14 protein-coding genes are annotated in these 17,900 nt (G+C 57.2%); 8 read left to right on the top strand and 6 right to left on the bottom strand.

The genetic code is table 11. The features are described 5' to 3' along the window. A partial coding sequence (locus BGIM_RS66070) for a hypothetical protein (RefSeq protein ID WP_193789023.1) occupies positions 1 to 1,094 on the top strand: 1,094 nt, incomplete at its 5' end. 34 nt (positions 1,095 to 1,128) lie between these two features. Further along, the gene (locus BGIM_RS0130930) at positions 1,129 to 1,668 is read left to right on the top strand and encodes a c-type cytochrome (protein WP_020473552.1); all 540 of its coding nucleotides are present in this window, start codon (positions 1,129 to 1,131) and stop codon (positions 1,666 to 1,668) included. Positions 1,669 to 1,827: 159 nt separating this feature from the next. Here BGIM_RS0130930 and BGIM_RS0130925 read toward each other — a convergent pair whose 3' ends face one another. Further along, the gene (locus BGIM_RS0130925; RefSeq protein WP_020473551.1) at positions 1,828 to 2,619 is read right to left on the bottom strand and encodes a hypothetical protein; all 792 of its coding nucleotides are present in this window, start codon (positions 2,617 to 2,619) and stop codon (positions 1,828 to 1,830) included. Positions 2,620 to 2,704: 85 nt separating this feature from the next. Continuing rightward, positions 2,705 to 3,775, bottom strand: coding sequence for an NAD(P)/FAD-dependent oxidoreductase (locus tag BGIM_RS0130920; protein WP_020473550.1), 1,071 nt, complete (start codon positions 3,773 to 3,775; stop codon positions 2,705 to 2,707). A gap of 79 nt (positions 3,776 to 3,854) precedes the next feature. Here BGIM_RS0130920 and argA point away from each other — a divergent pair, with 79 nt between their 5' ends. The 4 genes from argA (at position 3,855) to BGIM_RS0130900 (ending at position 8,776) form a co-directional block, all read left to right on the top strand. Beyond that, positions 3,855 to 5,177: an amino-acid N-acetyltransferase gene (argA, locus tag BGIM_RS0130915; protein WP_020473549.1), complete on the top strand. Its 1,323-nt coding sequence runs from the start codon at positions 3,855 to 3,857 to the stop codon at positions 5,175 to 5,177. Between the two features lie 126 nt (positions 5,178 to 5,303). After that, positions 5,304 to 5,924 carry a hypothetical protein gene (locus BGIM_RS0130910; RefSeq protein WP_029630906.1) on the top strand — a complete coding sequence of 207 codons (621 nt, stop codon included), beginning with the start codon at positions 5,304 to 5,306 and terminating at the stop codon, positions 5,922 to 5,924. A 12-nt stretch (positions 5,925 to 5,936) separates the two neighbouring features. After that, complete coding sequence (locus BGIM_RS0130905) at positions 5,937 to 6,383, top strand: CoxG family protein (RefSeq protein WP_020473548.1); 447 nt, start codon at positions 5,937 to 5,939, stop codon at positions 6,381 to 6,383. Positions 6,384 to 6,508: 125 nt separating this feature from the next. Next, complete coding sequence (locus tag BGIM_RS0130900) at positions 6,509 to 8,776, top strand: hypothetical protein (protein ID WP_020473547.1); 2,268 nt, start codon at positions 6,509 to 6,511, stop codon at positions 8,774 to 8,776. 59 nt (positions 8,777 to 8,835) lie between these two features. On the opposite strand, the gene BGIM_RS0130895 is transcribed toward BGIM_RS0130900, so the two are convergent. The 4 genes from BGIM_RS0130895 to BGIM_RS0130880 form a co-directional block, all read right to left on the bottom strand. Next, entirely contained in the window at positions 8,836 to 12,054 is a 3,219-nt protein-coding gene (locus BGIM_RS0130895; RefSeq protein ID WP_020473546.1) for an LPS-assembly protein LptD, read from the bottom strand. A gap of 326 nt (positions 12,055 to 12,380) precedes the next feature. Further along, the gene (locus tag BGIM_RS0130890; protein ID WP_020473545.1) at positions 12,381 to 13,403 is read right to left on the bottom strand and encodes a 4Fe-4S dicluster domain-containing protein; all 1,023 of its coding nucleotides are present in this window, start codon (positions 13,401 to 13,403) and stop codon (positions 12,381 to 12,383) included. A gap of 67 nt (positions 13,404 to 13,470) precedes the next feature. Then, the gene (locus tag BGIM_RS0130885; RefSeq protein ID WP_020473544.1) at positions 13,471 to 13,929 is read right to left on the bottom strand and encodes a glycine cleavage system protein H; all 459 of its coding nucleotides are present in this window, start codon (positions 13,927 to 13,929) and stop codon (positions 13,471 to 13,473) included. Positions 13,930 to 13,966: 37 nt separating this feature from the next. Further along, entirely contained in the window at positions 13,967 to 15,295 is a 1,329-nt protein-coding gene (locus BGIM_RS0130880) for a coproporphyrinogen-III oxidase family protein (protein ID WP_020473543.1), read from the bottom strand. A 148-nt stretch (positions 15,296 to 15,443) separates the two neighbouring features. Here BGIM_RS0130880 and ettA point away from each other — a divergent pair, with 148 nt between their 5' ends. Next, a complete protein-coding gene (ettA, locus tag BGIM_RS0130875) occupies positions 15,444 to 17,114 on the top strand; it encodes an energy-dependent translational throttle protein EttA (RefSeq protein ID WP_020473542.1) in 1,671 nt (556 codons plus the stop codon). A 37-nt stretch (positions 17,115 to 17,151) separates the two neighbouring features. Beyond that, the gene (locus BGIM_RS0130870; protein ID WP_020473541.1) at positions 17,152 to 17,865 is read left to right on the top strand and encodes an ABC transporter ATP-binding protein; all 714 of its coding nucleotides are present in this window, start codon (positions 17,152 to 17,154) and stop codon (positions 17,863 to 17,865) included. Positions 17,866 to 17,900: the final 35 nt, after the last annotated feature.

The raw sequence follows: 17,900 nt of genomic DNA, 5'->3' as shown, positions 1-17,900 counted from the left end.
CGGACGGCGACAAATACACGGTGAAACTCACCCCGGCCGCCACCGGCCAGATTGCCGTGATTCAGGACGACCCCGACGGAACCGGCAAAGGGCCGATCAAGGGGATCTATCTGCAAGGCACGGACGCGACCAAGAGCGTGCTGACCATCACCGTGGTCAAAGCCAAGGGGGGCGACGGGCTGGTGAGCATCGGCGCCATTGAAGGCTCGGGGCTGAAGACCCTGTCGGCCGCCGCGAGCGATTTGACCGGCGGGGGAATCATGCTCGCCGGGACGCTCGCCCAATCAACGAGCATCACCCTCAACAACATCGACGACAACGCCAAGATCAACATCGACGGCGGGATCGCCGCCCTGACGGCCGCCCAATTCGGCGGCGGGTCGCTGGTGGCGGCCAGTGTGGGAACGATGACGATCAAGGGGGACTTCTCCGCGAATGTCACGCTAAGCGGCCAAGGGGTGGCGTCGGGCAAGCCGACACTGACCACGGTGAGAATCGGCGGAAATGCCACCGGATCGGCGTGGAATGCCACCGGCGCCATTGGCTCGCTGACCGTCGGCGGATTCGATTCCGGGTCGATCTCGGCTTACAGCCTGGGAACGCTGACGGTCACGAAGGACTTTCATGCGGGCATCACGCTGAGCGGCCAGGGGGTGGCGGCAGACAAGCCGGCGCTGGCCACGGTGAGAATCGGCGGGACGGTCACGGGCGCGGCTTGGGATGTGTCCGGCAATGTCGGATCGATCACCGTCGGGGCGTTCATCAATAGCTCTCTCTCCCTGACCTACACCCCGGCCAACCCGAATAACCCGATTATCAACGGGACTTTTTCGGAAGATTTCAAACTCACGACGTTCACGGCGACCGGCGTCAGTGGTTCGACCGGCGCGGCCTTTGCCAACAGCTTTGTGGCGGCCAAGACGGTGGGCGCCGTGTCCCTGAAATCGGTCGCCACTAATGACATTCCCGTGTATTTCGGCATCGTCCCCAAAACAAGCATCGGCAGCGTGCGCGTCACCTCGCCCCATTTCGTCTACGACAAGAACCAGCCGACGCCGCAGTTCACCGGCAACTTCCTGGTGAATCTTGTTTGAACAAAGGCAACCTCGCTCGATCGTCTGTCCGCACATGGCCGGAAGCCCCAATCCGCCGGGGTTTCCCGACCGGGGGCCGGGCAACTTCGCAAACAGCGGGGTTACGGCCCCCGGCTCTTTCCGATTTTTAAACCGGTCAGAACTCATCCCAAAAGCGACCGGAAAAAGTGAAAAACACCTTTGTGTTGACTATTTCTGGACAGTTGGACACCCGCCCCGTTGGTCAAAAACAGCGGGCCAACTGAACACTTTTTTCGGCTCATCTGGGAAGGCGGTTTCACAATGCGCTCAATGCCACAAGATTGGCAGGCAAGGGGGAGAGATTGGACCGGACCTCTCGCAGATCGGCAAGAAGATGCAGAAGCGGCAACTTTTGGAGAGCATCGTCGATCCCTCAAAGGATATCGACGCCAAGTTCGCCAGTTATACGGCCGAAATCGACGATGGCCGATTGGTGAGCGGCCTTGTAATCAGGCAAACAGCCGCCGAGGTGGTTGTTCGTGACAACCAAGGCAAAGACACGGTGATCCCAGCCAACAAACTGGTGACGCTGACACCGTCGAAAAATCCCTGATGCCGGAACAGCTTTTGCGAGACATGACTGCCGAACAAGCGGCCGATCTGCTGGCCTATTTGGAAAGTTTGAAGTGATTGTTATGGAAATAAATAATCATTAAGGCAAAAGAATCATATCGTGATTTCTTCCCTGTGAAACTTTGTGTGATCTTTGTGATTAGTCTTCTCTTTTTTCTTCGTTCACCTCAAGCAATCGTTCGTACACCTTGATGAGTTTGGTGCGGATCGGTTCGGCTTTTCGGGTCAATTCCTGTTGTCGGCGGACGTATTCCTGTCGTCCGGTCGCCTCTTCGATGCGGATGGGTTCGAGTTCGTAACCGGTCATGTCATACGGGCTGGCTCGCATGTCCAGTTCGCGGGCCTCCCATGCCAGTAGAAACGCATCCCCAAGCAGTTCGCCGGATACCCACGGGGCGATCTTGTAGGCGTAACGGTAAAGATCCATCGTGACATGCACGCAACCGGGTTGGTCGAAATGCTCCGTCGTGTCACGGGTGAGTTGATGGCGATTTTTGGGAACGGCCAGCGGAGTGAAGAAGCGGTACGCATCGTAATGCGTGCAGCACAGATCGCCGGTTTCCACGATCCCGGCAATGTCATCGGGGGATAAACGCAGCGGTGTGCGGCCGTGTCGAATGTTCTCTTCGCGGTAAACCATCGCCCATTCGTGCAAGCCGAAACAACCACTGAAGGCCGGACGGGCGGCGATCTTGTTCAGATAATTGAAGGCCCACCGCACGAATGTCAATCGGTGGGGGGGAAAGGCGGCCGCCGGGAGAACAAGCCCTTCTGGCACTGTTTCAAAAACACCCTTCCAAGCCAGTTCCTCGGAACGGGCGTTTTCCAGCAGACAATCCGGACCGGGGGACCATCTCAGCAATTGCGACGGCCGGAACGAAAAATATTCGAAGAGAAAATCACGGGCGGGATGTTTGGTTCCTGTCGCCATCCGCCGGACTCGCTCCTCGGCATAAGGCGCGAGTCTTTCGTGATGGCGGCGTTGACAGTCCCGCCATTCGGCTTCGGTAAGACGCTCAAACATGTCCGTGATGGGCCAGGTATCGTTCGGCATCCAAAGCGGCCATGCACCCGGAACCGGCGGCGGTGATTGCCTGCCGGTAATAGTCGTCGGCCACGTCCCCGGCGGCGAAGACAGCCTCGACGCTGGTATAAGTCCGGGCCGGGGTGGTCCACTGAATGTACTTTTTATCCGTCAGTTTAAGTTGCCCGTCGAGGAAACTTGTGTTGGGCGTGTGGCCGATGGCGAGAAACACCCCGGTGCAAGGCTGTTCGACGATTTCGCCCGTCTTGTTGTTCTGCAACTTCACGCCGGTCACACCCTTGTCGTCGTTCCCCAAAACTTCATGCAGTTCCGTGTTCCAGCGCACATCAATCTTGGGATTGTCCAAGGCTCGTTGCTGCATGATCTTGCTGGCCCGAAATGTGTCTTTGCGGACCAGCAACAGAACTTTGCTGCCGAACTTCGCCAAATAATTGGCCTCTTCAATCGCCGAATCGCCGCCGCCGACGACGATGATCGGATTGTTTCTGAATCGGGGCAGCGCGCCATCACAAACCGCACATGCGGAAACACCCCGGTTCTTGAACGCATCTTCGCTTGGCAATCCAAGATAATTCGCTCTTGCCCCGGTGGCGATAATCACGGAAAGAGCCTGAACCTTTTCACCGTCGTGAGTGGTCAGTGTGAAAGGCTGCTTTGAGAAATCAACCTTCAAAACATCTTTGGAAACAATTCGCGTGCCGAAATTCTTTGCTTGTTGCCGCATCAACTCCATCAATTCCGGGCCGTTGATCCCGTGGTTTGGCTGCGGTTTGTTCGCGGCCACCCAATATGGCTGCGATTCTTCAGGCAGGGCGCTCTTCAGTAGTTCCCGTGTGTGACCGGACGGATAGCCGGGATAATTTTCTACTTCGAGCGTGAGGTTCAGTTGACCAAGGGGAAGAGTGCCCTGTTGCCGGTTCTTTTCACTAATGGGGTCGCCTTCGATCACCAGTGGGTTGAGATTCGCCCGGGCGGTGTAGATCGCCGCCGCCCAACCGGCGGGGCCGCTTCCGATGATCACGACTTTTTCCACGCTTGCCATGAGATACTCCGTGTCTTTCGTCTTGCCTGCGGACTTCCGTAGTCAACAATAGGGGGAATGACCGGCGACGGGGAGGAAGATGTCGATCCCCCGTGCCGCCGGCCCGGAATCACGTTACATGCTGCGACTGACCGACCTGCGGGAGATTCTTCGTTACATCCCGCAATTCCGCGACCGGGTCTTTGTGATCGCGATCGACGGCGCCATCGTCTCGGACGATAACTTCACCAACTTGATGCTGGACATCAAACTCCTTCGCAGTCTGCGAATCGGTGTTGCCATCGTCCACGGCGCCGGTCTGCAAATCCGCCAGGCCGCCGCGAAAGAGGGCTTGCGCCTCAGCAATAGCGACGGAATCGGCGTCACCGATCCGGCCACGCTTCGTCTGAGCATCCAAGCTTCGCAAAGTGTCACCCATCAAGTTCTCCAGGGACTCGCAGATAACGACCTGCGGGCGGCCGCGACCAATTCCATCGTCGCCCACCCGGCCGGCATCCTCGGAGGAATCGATCATCAATGGACTGGCCGATTGGAACGAATCGACACGGCCGTCCTGAAAACCCTGCTTGACGGGGATATCATCCCCGTCATCGCCCCGTTGGGTTTCGACGGGGAGGGGCGAACGTTTCGGCTTAATTCGGATGCCGTGGCCGTCGAGGTGGCCAAGGCCGTCCAAGCGGTGAAACTTATTTACCTCTCAGCCCACAAACCACCCCGGCTCAACGGGCGGACATTGCGCACCCTCACAACCGACGAAACGGTTGCCATCCTCAAAAAACATCGGACCGAACTGCAGCCCGTGGAGGCGATTTCCAAGCTGGAAAACGCCACAAAGGCTTCCAAGTCGTCGATTCCCCGCGTTCACATCATCGACGGGACCACCCCGGAGGGGTTGCTCGCCGAGGTTTTTTCAAACGACGGCGTCGGCACGCTGGTTCATGCCAACGAATACCAATCATTCCGCAAAGCCCAAAAGAAAGATCTCCGGGCGATCCACGCCCTCATCCAACAAGGTGTGGAGGCGGACGAACTCCTGAAACGCACCCGAGCCGATGTCGAACGCCAGATCGACGACTTTTTCGTCTTTGAAGTGGACAAAAACCCCGTGGCTTGCGGGGCATTGCACCAATTCGTGGAACAAAAAAAGGCCGAACTCGCCTGCGTCTATGTCGATAACCGGAACGAAAACCGGGGCATCGGCGTGCGGATCATTCGTTATGCGGAAGAACTCGCCCGAACATTGGGCCACGAGGTTTTGTTTTGCCTGTCCACCCAGGCGATCAATTACTTTGTTCAAAAAGGGGGATTTCAACTCGGAACCCCGGATGATCTCCCCCCGGCGAGGCGCCTAATTTACGACCGCAGCGGCCGCCATTCGCAGGTTCTCATCAAACGCCTTTGATTCTCAAGTTGTTTGGATTGGAGGCAGGTTGGTGGAAATCGGATTCGCCGAATCCCCGAAATGCCCCACGGCGAACACTCGCCGCTTCGATATAATGCCCGGTAATTGAACGAGAGAAACGAAATCATGCCGACGGAAAACGACGATTTAGACAGCAGTTGGGACAACCTGGCTGATGAGTTGGGCGTGGACGGGGTCACTCCGGCCGCCGCTCTGACACCACCCCCGCCAGTGGCGCACACGCACCATGCCCCGGCGGCCCATCCTCCGAAACATGCCCACGCGCCGACCCCGGAAGCCGCCGAGGAAGATGATTTCGGCGGTGGCTTGGAAGAGGCCCCGAAGGACGAAGAGTTCTCGGATGATCTCGAAGGCGACGAAGGTGGTTCGGAGGAAACGAGCGAAGGAACCAGCGAAGAAGGCGAAGGCAAAAAGAAACGTCGTCGTCGTCGTCGTCGCCGGAAAAAGGGCGGAGCCACTCCGGAAGGAGCCCCCGGCGAGGAACCGGCGGCTTCTGATGATAGCGGAGAGTTTGAGGCCGTGAAAGAAACGGCCGAGGAAGAGGAAACTGTCGAAGAGGGGGAAGCCCCCGGCGAGATGGCTCCGGATTCCGAGGAAGACGAAGATGAAGAACGGATGATTCCGTCGGCCGTTGACGAGGAAATGAACACGGCCGGGAACAGTCCTCGTCAGGAATGGAAAGTGATGAGTTGGAACGAGTTGATCGGCAAACTGCATCGTCCCTAAGCCGGAGTCCGCATGTCCCGGCTTGAAGGTTCACGCCTCATCCCGTTTCCGCATGAACGGGTGAGCGCTTCTCTCAGTGATTCTGAGTTTCTGGTCCGCAGTTTGGATCGCGTGGACGAGATTCTTGAAGCCGGACCGGACCGGGCGGTCTGGAAAACCCGTCTCGGAACCGGCTTGTTTTCCAGCACCGTCGAAATCACCTTGGAAGTGATTGAACGGCTAGCTGATTCCTCGCGGTTCCGAGCCACCACCAAAGCAACGGGTGGTGGTGGAATTTCCGAAATCACTTTGCAATTTCTGAGAGTTGATATTGGAACCGATGTTCGTTACCAAGCCGACATCCTTGAGCGAACTGGGTTCATGAAGATCGTCTCCATGACGCTGATTCAATCGGCCGCCAAGACGGTCATTGACGATACTTGGAAATCCCTCGAAACGAAACTCTCTGCCATTCCTTAAACTTTTCGCCAGATTTCCCGGTTCGTTAATTCACCGGGAAACTTCTTCGCCTAAAATATCGTCTAATTCACACACAGCCGCTCAATCGCCCGGATCGCGTACTCCCCCCGGCCAGGATCATTCCGATGAAGGAAGTTGTTCGCGCCAAATGCCCCAAATGCCAGAATGTGCTCTCCATTCCGGCGGAATGGGCGGATCGCACAATCAAGTGCAAGCATTGCGGCCATCAAATGCAGGCCCGTCGCAAGACGAAGCCCGAGGCAACCGCCCAGAATGCTCCCAAAGCCGCTTCGGTTCCGGCCGCGTCTCCGGTCCAAGCCGTGAAGCCGGCAAGTCCCGTGATGCCCAGCCCGACTTGGGAACCTTTGCCGGAATATACGCCACTTGCCGCCGCACCGATGGCGACCGCCCCTGTGCGACCGGCAACGGTCCCGGCGGCCGCCGAGGGGAAATCAACTTATGTGACGGCATTTGACACCAGAGAACGCTACAGCGGCCGGGGCCATTACAAGGGGCCCAAGAGCGGAGCGTGGATTAAATATGCCATTTTCGGCGTGTTATTTCTGGGCGTCGTCGGCGGGGCCGGGGCGGTCTACAAGTTTCGCCCGGACCTGTTCAGCCCTCCGTCCGGCGAGACTCCGAAAGATCAGACGATTGCCGAGAACAAACCTGGCGTCCCGGCCAACGGGGCGTCGAATAACACTCAGGAAGTGGCCGGGGGGATTTTTCCCCGCCGGATGCTGGCCATCTCGATTCACAGTTATCTGTATGCCAATCCGCTGCATAACGGGGAGCAATCTCTCCTGGCAGTCGAAACTGCTCCGACCGGCACCGATGCGAACATTCGCAAACTGGCTGATCGTTGGCGGATTCCCAACGAACAAGTTTACCATCTGACGGATGCCCCCACCAAGGCCGAAAAACTGGCGGCCGCCAAGACTTCCACCCCGAAAAAGAAGGGGGAGATGACCGCTGTGGTGGCCAAAGCGGCGAAATCACTCCCCTTGAAGATGGTGATGGAGGGGGCGATCACCAATTTTGCCGACTCAAGCCGCGAGCAAGACCGGGTGGTTTTCGTATTCTGCGGACATGCTTACGAAAAAGATGGCAAAGCCTTCCTGCTTCCGCTGGAGGGAGATTTTGAAGAACCAGAAACCATGATCCCCCTTGAATGGTTCTATGAGAAGGTGGCGGCCTGCAAGGCGCAAGAAAAATTGGTGATCTTTGATGTGGCCCGTTTCCATCCGGATCGCGGTTTGGAACGCCCCCACCCCGGTGTGATGAGCGAAGGGTTGGAAAAAGCCCTGCATGACTCCCCCGAGGGCGTCAGTGTGTTGACCACCTGCTCCAAGGGCGAATATTCGTATGAAGTGGATTATTTCCTTCGCAAGGGAATGAAAGCCGCCGTGTACGGCGGGTTCTTCCTCAGCATGATTCAAACGGCAGGCCTTGAGGGGTTTCTGACTCCCGAAGGAAAACTTCTCGCCCCGACGGATCCGCTTCCCGCCGAACGTCTGGTGACTTACATGAGTGAGAAAGTCCCCGACTTGGTAAAGGATCGGTTCGTCGGCAAAACGCAAACGCCCAAAGTGACGCTCAAACATCGTGACGTTGTCGTGAAATACGACCCTAACGAAGCTGTCCCCGGCAAGGTGGCTTATCCGGTTCCCCCGCCATCGGCCGATCCGAAAATGATCGCCTCCATTCTGCGGGAGATCGAAGTCCCGTCGGTGAAGTCTTTCCGCGAAGACGCGGTCCAAGCCAAGATTTCAGACATTGTCCCCTTCAAGGCGGAGACGCTCAAGGAATACGAAATGGGAGCCTTGAAAGCGGACGACACGCCGGATGCGTTTCAAAAGGTTGTTTTGGCGGCCGTTGAAAGAATGCGAAAGCTCCGTGAGGCGGGCAATGGCAACGAGTTGCCGGAATCATTTGTTGGCGAGACATCGGATGCCGCCAAGAACCAACTCAAGCGAGTTCAGGAAGTTCCCGCCAATGTTGAGGTGATCCTGCGAGAGCATCTTGAGGAGCTTGAGAACATCGCTTCGATGAAGGAAGCCCAGACGAAGCGCTGGCAGGCTAATTATGATTACATCCTGGCTCAGGTGAAATTCCGCATTTGCTACGCCTATCAATACAATCTGGCGCTCGCCAACGTTCGCGGCGGGAAGGTGCCTGACCTGACTGGCGACCAAAACGGCTATCGTTTGACCGCCGAGGTCACGCTCGATAAAAACACCGCCAAGGAATACAAGGTGATGTTTGATGAGGCTCGAAAATCCCTCAACGAATTGGTGAAGAACCATCCGCAAACGCCGTGGGCGCTTCTCTCCAAGGCCGATCGGACGGTGGCCATCGGTCTTCGACTGACCCCGACGACCGGGGCGAGATAAGTTTCCAAGAGATTCAAGAAGTCCAAAAGAGAGGAGCCAGGCGGCCCTCTCTTTTTTGTTTACCGACGGTCTTGGGTGGGACTTCCGCCCAACCCGCCGAAACTCGCCTGTGTTCCGCTGGCCGCGTTGTTGCCCGCCGCCAGATTCGGCACGACGTTGACGTTAAACCCGAACGTGTTGAGCAGCGCGTTGTAATTAAACCCGACGCTCACCTGCATGTCCGTCCCGATCCGGGTGAAGGTCAGTGAGTTTGAGAGAGAAGCCTGAGTGCTAAATTCATAGGAGGTGGCGGCAGTCACCACATATTTGGGATTGAACACATAGCCGACGGAAGCCGTGACCAACCGGCTGCCAACCGGCTCAATGGTTCGATACGAGACACTGAGCCGAGTCCGGTCATCACGCTGATAGCTCGTGCCGACCGCAACGTATCTGGCTCCGAGATCATACGGGTCCACCCAAGAATCGAGGTACACGGAATTCCGATCACCAACGTTCCACACCACATTCGATTCCAAAAAGCCGACGTTCTTGCCGAAATTGTCCCGTTCCGGCGTCGGGAAAATCGAGCCGGTGAGATTGATTGTCAGCCAGTCAACCTCATGTTCCAAACCCGGATAGCCGCGTTTGGTCTGGAACCGTTGCCGCCAGCCCAATTGCAAGACCTGAATATCGTCGAGTGTGTCCGGCTTGGAGTCCACCAATCGCCGGATCGCGTACAGGCGGGGATCGTAAATCGGCGAACTGGCAAGAGCCGCCCCTTTGATATTCATTGTCGGATCAAAGTATGGGTGCCACGGAGTGATGTCCCGCCAGGAGGATTCCGTCGCGTCGTCGTTCAATCGATCCAGTTGCGGCAGAAGCGTATGGCTGGTCGACGAGGCGGCGTAATAGTAATTCGCGCTGAAGACGTTCTTATGATAGATTCCCTGCACGTTAAACAGTTCGCTCTCGATGTCTGAATAGAGGCGAGAGAGCGGCAAGCTCGAACGAACCCCCAAGCCGCCGTAGGCCCGGCCCTCGGGGCTTCTGTTGGCCGTGTCGCTTGTGTAGTAGGCAAAGTCCGCGACCCCATAGGGAACCACTTTGAGCGGTCCCGCGTAAAAGGGCATGGACAATTCCTGCATCCAGTCAAAACGCCCCGTGTTGACGGAGGGTTCGATGGGCGGCGAGTTGACATCGACGCCAAACGGGAATTCCCGGGTTGGCTGGCGGTATGGCGACGAACGGGCGTAGCCCACGCTGCCCCAAGTGTGGTATGTCAGGGTGTCGAACAGGGAAATCCCCAGCAACTGCCCTTCTAACTTCGGCAGCCATTGGGTTTCGCTAACCCAATTTCGGATGTTCGGTTCGGTCAGCATGGTGACCGCCGCATTGCCGTTTTGATACTTCAGCCACAAGAAGGTTTCTTGGTTCGGTCCCTGGTTATAGTCGAAGTTGTAATACTGCTCGTAAAAGTTTCGATCACTCAGATAGGCGATCTGGCTTTGCAATGTCAGATCGCCGAATTCTTGCTGGTGCCGCCACAAAAACCGGCCCCGGAGGTCGGGGGGCGAAAAGTCCATGCCCCGCTCGCCGCCAATGATGTCCGTCCCCTTGTCGTGAATGATGTACCCCTTCACCAACGTCTGGAACGGGGCATCCATTCCCAAAAACGTGTCGCCAGAAAGGAGGTATCTGGTCCCCAGGCCGGGGCCGCGACGACCGAGATAATCCGTCAACAAATCCCACTTTTCGCCCGGCAGCTTTTTTAATCCGATCAGATCAAGCATGTCCCACGTCAGGTATGTTTGGAAGCCAAAGATACGGTCCTGACGGAACACAACGCCCTTGAACGGCCCCAAGGGGTCTTCCAAGTCGGTTTTGACTTTGGGAGCGTAAAAAACCGGAATGGGGCCGATCTTAGTGGTGACATCGGTTGCCTCCAGAATCTCCGGGTCTTCCTCGATCAGTTCACCGGTGAGCCGGTCCCGAAAAGGCGTGCCAATAATCGTGGTTTTTAGCTCGCGGGGCATCTTGTAGATCGATGCCATCGGCGTGGTGACCCGAAGTTCGGGATCGGAGGGAAGCCGGCTAGCATGAATCTCGGCGAGGATGGCCTGAAACTCGGACGACCCGAGCTGATAAATTTCCCGGCCTTTCATGTGCGCTTTGTTTGCATATCCGTCTTTGATGTACTCAAGGTCCGCTTCGATGGCGATGGCCTTGTGCCGCTCCACATCGTAGTAAACTCGCTCGGCCCGCAACGTCTTTGATTGCGTGGCCGGTTTTCCGGTCGCCGTTCCGTCGTCATCGCCGCCGTATCGGATCACCACATTGCCGGACATGTAGAACTCAAGGCCGGCGGAGTCGCTGCCGTCCGTGGAACCCATCGCATCGACGGCGCTTTTGGAATCCCCGCCCTTCCTCCAGATCACAATTCGATCAGCCTCGACCTGCAAGGCGCGGATTTGGCCGGTCGTGAATTTGGCCAGCAACTTGATGCCGCCGGTGACGACAGTGACACGTTCCTTGTCGATCAGCGTCATCCGCACTTCGTAAGGTTGCGTCGAACGCGGGGCGATCCAGATCGTGCGGGTTTCCGAAAGGGGAACCGGAATCACCGTGGTTCCGGTGATGAGCGGAGGGTCCAGGGCCGCCGGCGGCGGCAGTGTGTTTTTGGGTTGCACCCCGCCCGGAGCCGGCATTGGCGGCGGTTCCGCATCGCGCTTGATCGCCTGGACCGGGAGAACCAGCGTCTTTGCCGCGGGATCTTCAGCCGGTTTGGCAGCTTGGACGGTTCGACCACGTGCGAGCGATGCTTCTTTGAAGAGCGCATCGGAGGCCATCGATTTTTGCGTGACTTGATAGCCATAACGGCCGATGGCCGGGGTCGTGAATTCGACCATCGCGGCTTCAATCACCACCGCCGGTTGTTTGTCAACCGATCCGCCCGAGTGATTGATTAACACAGATTGCCCGTCGGCGGCCTTGGCAAAGACAACGACTTTGATCGGCTCACGGCGGTTCTTGGCGATTGAATCCCACCAAACAATGGCTTCGTCAGCGCGAATGCTGTTGCCGTCGTGGTCGAGGACGACAGCCCCGCGAAGCAGGAACGCCGTTTCCATGCCATCTTGCCAAGTGAAAATATCCTTGGCCATCATGGAGAACGGGGTTTTGGCGGGGGCGGTCCACTGGAGGCGGGTGATTTCGGCCCCGACGGCCACGGTCGGCATCCCCGCCCCGAGGGTGAGGAATGCCAGCGCCAGCCAGAGGTACGTTGAACGACCGCCCACGGAAACTCCAAGTTGATGCCGCCACCCAAAGGGATCTGCGGTCAGAATCTTTGGGTTGCGTGGGGCGGGGAATAACGGCCGGAGGAAATTACGTCAAGCCGGAACGGAAGGGGATTTGACCGGAAAACTGGCGGTTTGGGAAAGCAAAGTCACCGGGTAAAGAGATTTGTCAGAGTCAAAAATCGCGAAGTGAAACTGAACACATTGGACACACTAAAAAGAAAAAAGGGGCGGGGGTAAAATTGAACACATTGGACACCCCAAAACAAACGGGTTTCAGCCCTTTTCATGTGCTTTTGGCGGGTTTACACCCTGTTCGGAGGTGTTCAAAGGCCGAGAGCGTCGAGATCGTCCATCAGTTTGTCCAAATCGTCCTTGGCGGCGGCCGGACTGGCGGGTTGGCGTTTAGCCAACCCGACGGCGGTTCCAACGGCTTGGCGTCCGTCGGCGACCAGTTCACGATCCCGTTCGGCAATGGCCTGCGACACGGCGTCTTTTTCCTCGCCGCCGAACAACCGGGAAAGGTCGATTTTCAGGCCGCTAATCTCTCCCACCGGCGCCCCGGCGATGGCGGGAGTCTTATACTCGGGGAACATGATCGCTTGTTCAGGACATACCCGGCTGCACGCCGGGCAACCCTTCTTACAGTTGTCCTGGCTTTCGACCAAAATGCGATCTAGCCTGTCCACCCCATAGACGCCGAAGAGGCAAAAATCGAGGCATTCGAGGCAGTTGGTGCAGCGGCTATAGTCGATCACCGGATACCAGCGCCGGTTGGGGGGCGCGAGCAATTGTTCCGGAGTGAAAGCCGGGAGTTCGGGAACCTTGGGGGTGAGGCCAAAGCCTAGTTGAACCAACGGGGCGGCCGCCGCCGGCCGGGAGCGTTGGGCTTCGTCTCGACGATCACGGCATTCGGCCGCGATTCGGCGAACCTCGGCGAGATACGGTTCGGCGTTGTGCTTCTCCCGGAGGTCGATGCAATAAATGTGACGATCCGGAATGGCGGCCCCGGAGCCGATGCCTTCCGGCGGTTCGGTTTCCGTGTCGTCCTCGTCGCTGGCCGGTTTGATGAGCGATTCGCCCATTTTTCCAGGCACGCCCATCCGGTCGAGCAGCCAGAAGGCGGCGCGGGGAAAATGCCAGGAGAAAACCAGCAAATCCCCGGTGACGCCCTGAAGGTACAATCGCCCGGTGTGATCGGGGCCGAGATCATACAGATTGGGAACGATCGAGACATCCAAACCGGGTTCCAAAATCAACGCGGCGGCAACGCTTTCTTCAAGCGATCGTTTCGCCGGATGTTTTCCGGGGGCTTGGGAAAGAACCACGGTGAGTCGTTGACGGCTCATGGATGCGGGATACCTGGTGGGATTTCAGCAATCGATAGTGTAACTGAAAAACAAGCGGGGAACACGGTTATTCGTGCATTTGCCCTTTGAGAATACGCTGGGTTTGTTCCCAATTCGTGTTCAGATATTCCACATATTCCGAGGCGGTCATCGTACCGAGAGTTTCCCCGGTCATCGTGAACAGCCAGCCGTTTTCGTAAGCCGACACGTTGATGATTGATGGGTCTTTCAAGGCTTCCGAATTCACGGAAGTGATCGTTCCGGCGATGGGGGAGAACAAATCGGAAACGGCCTTCGATGTCTCGATGTTGCCGATTTGCTGCTTGTAGGCGACGCTGGCCCCCTCGGAAACGCACCAGTCGAGAAAGTAAACATCCTGCATCAGCCGCAGGGCGTAGGTTGAGAAGCCGAACCGGCTGACGCCATCGGCCTCCGGTCGGCACCACATGTGATTCCGGCAATAACGAAGCTCCGTGGGGAGACGGGCTTCGTATTTGCCCATGTCGAAAATCAGCGGATCGGCCATGTGTGGAATGTTCAACGGGCCGGGCGGGGTTGTCAGATCAAGTGTACCGTTCGCTCTTGAACTGGGAATCGAAAAAGATCGGCAACTGGCGGTCAATTTGCAAAAGACCCGGCCGGGTGACTTCCACCGAGTCCGATGTCGTCTTCAACCAGCCATCTTCCTCAAGTTTCCGAAACTGCGGTTCAAACTCTTTCAGGATGTTCACGGCAAATTTGGATTGGAAATACCCAAGATCCAACCGGCCGGTCTTGATCTGAAGAATCATCTCGCGGATCAGCGACTCGCGGGGGGTGACAGGCAGCGCACGGCCCAATGGAAGCTCGTTGCGATCAAGCTTTTCCAAATACTGTTCCCATTGATCGACGTTTTGCAGGTGGACTCCATTCACCTGACCGAACGAAGCGACCCCGGTGCCGAACATGTCGGCGCCGTGCCAGAGGGCGTCTCGGTAGACGAATTTGGTCTTTTCCTTGCTCTTCACCACCGTGTAAGCGCTGGAAATCGAATAGCCCGCTTTCACGAACTCGCTGAACGCATAATCCACCCAAGCCCGTTTCGTCGGCCAGTCAGCGACGGCCATTGTCGGCTCGTCATTGCCGAGAATTTTCAATTCTTTGGAGAAAACAGTGTTGTATGGCAATTCCATCTGGTAGATGGTAACACTATCCGGACCCATGGCGATGGTCTTTTCGACACACACCTTCCAGTTATCCCAGTCCTCGCCGACCATTCCGGCGATGAGATCAATATTGATCTGCGGGAAGCCCAAATCCCTGGCCCAGCCAAAGGCCCGGTGAATTTCTTCCTCCAAGTGCGCCCGGCCGTTGTACTTGAGAATCTCCGGCTTGAAGTTTTCCACCCCGAGACTAAGGCGGGAGACGCCCATTTCCCGCAGGGTTTCCAATTTGTGCTGTTGGAGCGTGCCGGGTTCGCACTCGAAAGTGACTTCTTCGGCTTGGTCCCACGGCATGATAGCGCGGAGGCGGGTCATCAATTCCCGAAGTTGAGCCGCGCTCAAGTAGCTCGGCGTTCCCCCGCCGAAATAGACGTAATGGAGGTGACGCCCACCGATCACCGGCAATTTGGAAAGTAGTTCGACTTCCTTGGTGAGCGCGTCGGTGTAAACTTCGATTTCTCTTGCGTTCTTGTCGGTGTAGACCCGAAAGTAGCAGAACTTACACCGCTTCCGACAGAACGGAATGTGCAGGTAAAGCCCAAGCGGCGTGCCGGGGACCGGAGCGCGGTTGAGCGCTTCGTTGGCGGCGGGTAAGTTGGTGGGTTTCCAAAAGGAAAATGGCGGGTAGTTGGCGATGAAGTAGTTGCCGAGACCGGTCTTTTCCTGATCCACGGCGGGTGCGGCGGCCATTGAATCGTTTCCCCCACGTCAAAAAGCGACTTTCGTATCCACTACTATACAGACGTATGCCTTCCTTCTTACAGACGTCCTGCCAAACCGCACATTCGCGGTATAATGGCGTTTTAGCCCGAAGTTTTTTGGCCTGACGGGGAACCGGATGTCCGAGCATTACATTTTCCAGATCGAAAAACTGACCAAGATGTATGGCGTCAAGAAGGTGTTGGAGGACATCCGCCTCTCCTTCCTGCCGGGGGCAAAGATCGGCGTCATCGGTTCCAACGGGGCCGGCAAAAGCACCCTGTTGAAGATCATGGCCCTTCAGGACAAGGACTTCATGGGGTCGGTGCGGGCCGAGAACGGCATCAGCATCGGCTATGTGCCGCAAGAACCGAAACTCACCGCCGGGAAGACGGTGCTGGAAAACATTGAGGAAGCGGTCGCCCCGATCCGCAATCTCGTGAAGCGACAGGAAGAAATTGGCGAAAAGATGGCCGAGGCCACGCCCGAAGAATTCGACAAACTCACGGACGAAATGGACCGTGTGCAGGCGAAGATTGACGCCGTGAACGCTTACGAAGTGGATCGGTTGCTCGAAATGGCGATGTCCGCCATGAAACTTCCTCCTTCGGATTCGATGGTCGAAGTCCTCTCCGGGGGGGAACGTCGCCGGGTCGCCTTGTGCAAGACGCTCCTGCAAAAACCGGACTTATTGCTGCTTGACGAACCGACCAACCACTTGGACGCCGATTCGGTGTTCTGGCTCGAACAGCACTTGAAAGAATACGAGGGGACCGTCGTTTCAGTGACGCACGACCGTTACTTCCTCGACAATGTCGCCGAGTGGATTCTGGAGTTGGATCGCGGCCGTGGCTACCCGTTCAAGGGCAATTACACGGCGTGGATGGAACAAAAACGTGCCCGCCTGGCCATTGAGGAAAAAGCCGAGTCGGCTCGTCAAAAATCGCTGGCCCGCGAACTGGAATGGGTGAAAACCTCTCCCAAGGGGCGGCTCGCCAAGAACAAAGCCCGGTTGACGGCCTATGAGAAGCTAGCCTCCCAAGAATACGAGGAACGCGACGACGAAATCGTCATGCAGATTCCTCCCGGCAATCCGTTGGGGAATCTGGTGGTACGGGCCGAGGGAGTGTCCAAGGCATTCGGCAACAATGTGTTGTTCACGGACATGACCTTTGATCTTCCTCGCGGGGGAATCATCGGCGTCATCGGGCCGAACGGGGCCGGGAAAACGACCCTCTTCCGCATGATCGTCGGCCAGGAAACTCCGGATGCGGGAACCTTGCGTGTCGGCGAGACGGTGCAAGTCGCTTATGTGGACCAGAACCGCGATGCTTTGAACGACAAGCTTTCGGTCTTTGAGGAAATCACCGGCGGGACGGATCACTTGATGCTCGGCAAGCGAAAAGTGTCGAGCCGGGGCTACGTTTCGCGGTTCAACTTCAAGGGAACGGATCAGCAACGCCGGGTCGGTGAACTTTCCGGTGGGGAACGCAACCGCGTTCACTTGGCGAAACTCCTCCGCAGCGGCGGGAACCTCTTATTGCTTGACGAACCGACGAATGACCTCGACGTGGATACGCTGCGTGCCCTTGAGGAAGCCATGATTAACTTCGGGGGTTGCGCGGTGGTCATCAGTCACGATCGCTGGTTCCTTGACCGGATTGCGACCCACATTCTGGCTTTTGAGCCGGACAACAAGGTTTTCTGGCACGAGGGGAACTACCAATCCTACGAAGAGAATCGCCGGGCCAGACTCGGCTCGGCGGCTGAACAGTCGTCGAAGGCGAAATATCGGAAACTTCATAACTGAGCGGAAACCACGACGCGGCTGGCGGAGTAACATCTTCATGATGCGATTGGTGAATGTGACGAAAACCTACAAGCAAGGCTCCCGGACTGTCAACGCAGTTCGCGGGGTGGACTTGACGGTTCCGTCGGGGGAGTTTCTCGCCATCATGGGGCCGTCCGGTTCCGGCAAGTCAACGTTGTTGCATTTGCTCGGCGCCTTGGACACGCCGACCACCGGGGATGTGATTTTTCAGGAGCATCACCTCCAGAAGATGACCGACCGGCAACGCTCCCTCCTTCGCCGCACCAAGATCGGGTTTGTGTTTCAGTTTTTCAATCTGCTCCCCACGCTCAAGGGCGTTGAAAACGTCGCCCTGCCGTTGTTGCTGGCGGGAACACGCCGAAAGACGGCTCTTGAGAAAGCCCGCGTTTCCTTGGACCGCGTGGGCATGGGACACCGGGCCGATCATTTCCCCGAGGAGATGTCCGGGGGGGAAATGCAGCGAATTGCCATCGCCCGCGCCTTGGTGACCGAGCCGACGGCTATTCTGTGCGACGAACCGACCGGCAACCTCGATTCAAAGACCAGCCGGGAAATCCTGCAATTGCTCCGAAGTCTTCCGGAAGAGGGGAAATGTTCCCTCGTGATGGTCACGCACGACCGCAAAGCGGCCGAATATGGTGACCGCCTTGTGTTTATCCAAGATGGTGTGATCGCCCACGAAGAGGATCTTCGCGGCGTCGGCGACCACCTCATTGCCGCCAGTGCGTGATTTCCTTTCTCTTTGCCGCATTCGCCCGAGCGTTC

This window comes from Zavarzinella formosa DSM 19928, assembly GCF_000255705.1.
Lineage (GTDB): Bacteria > Planctomycetota > Planctomycetia > Gemmatales > Gemmataceae > Zavarzinella > Zavarzinella formosa.
Note: the sequence above shows the minus strand (reverse complement) of the source record. Positions and strands in the feature narration are given on the sequence as shown.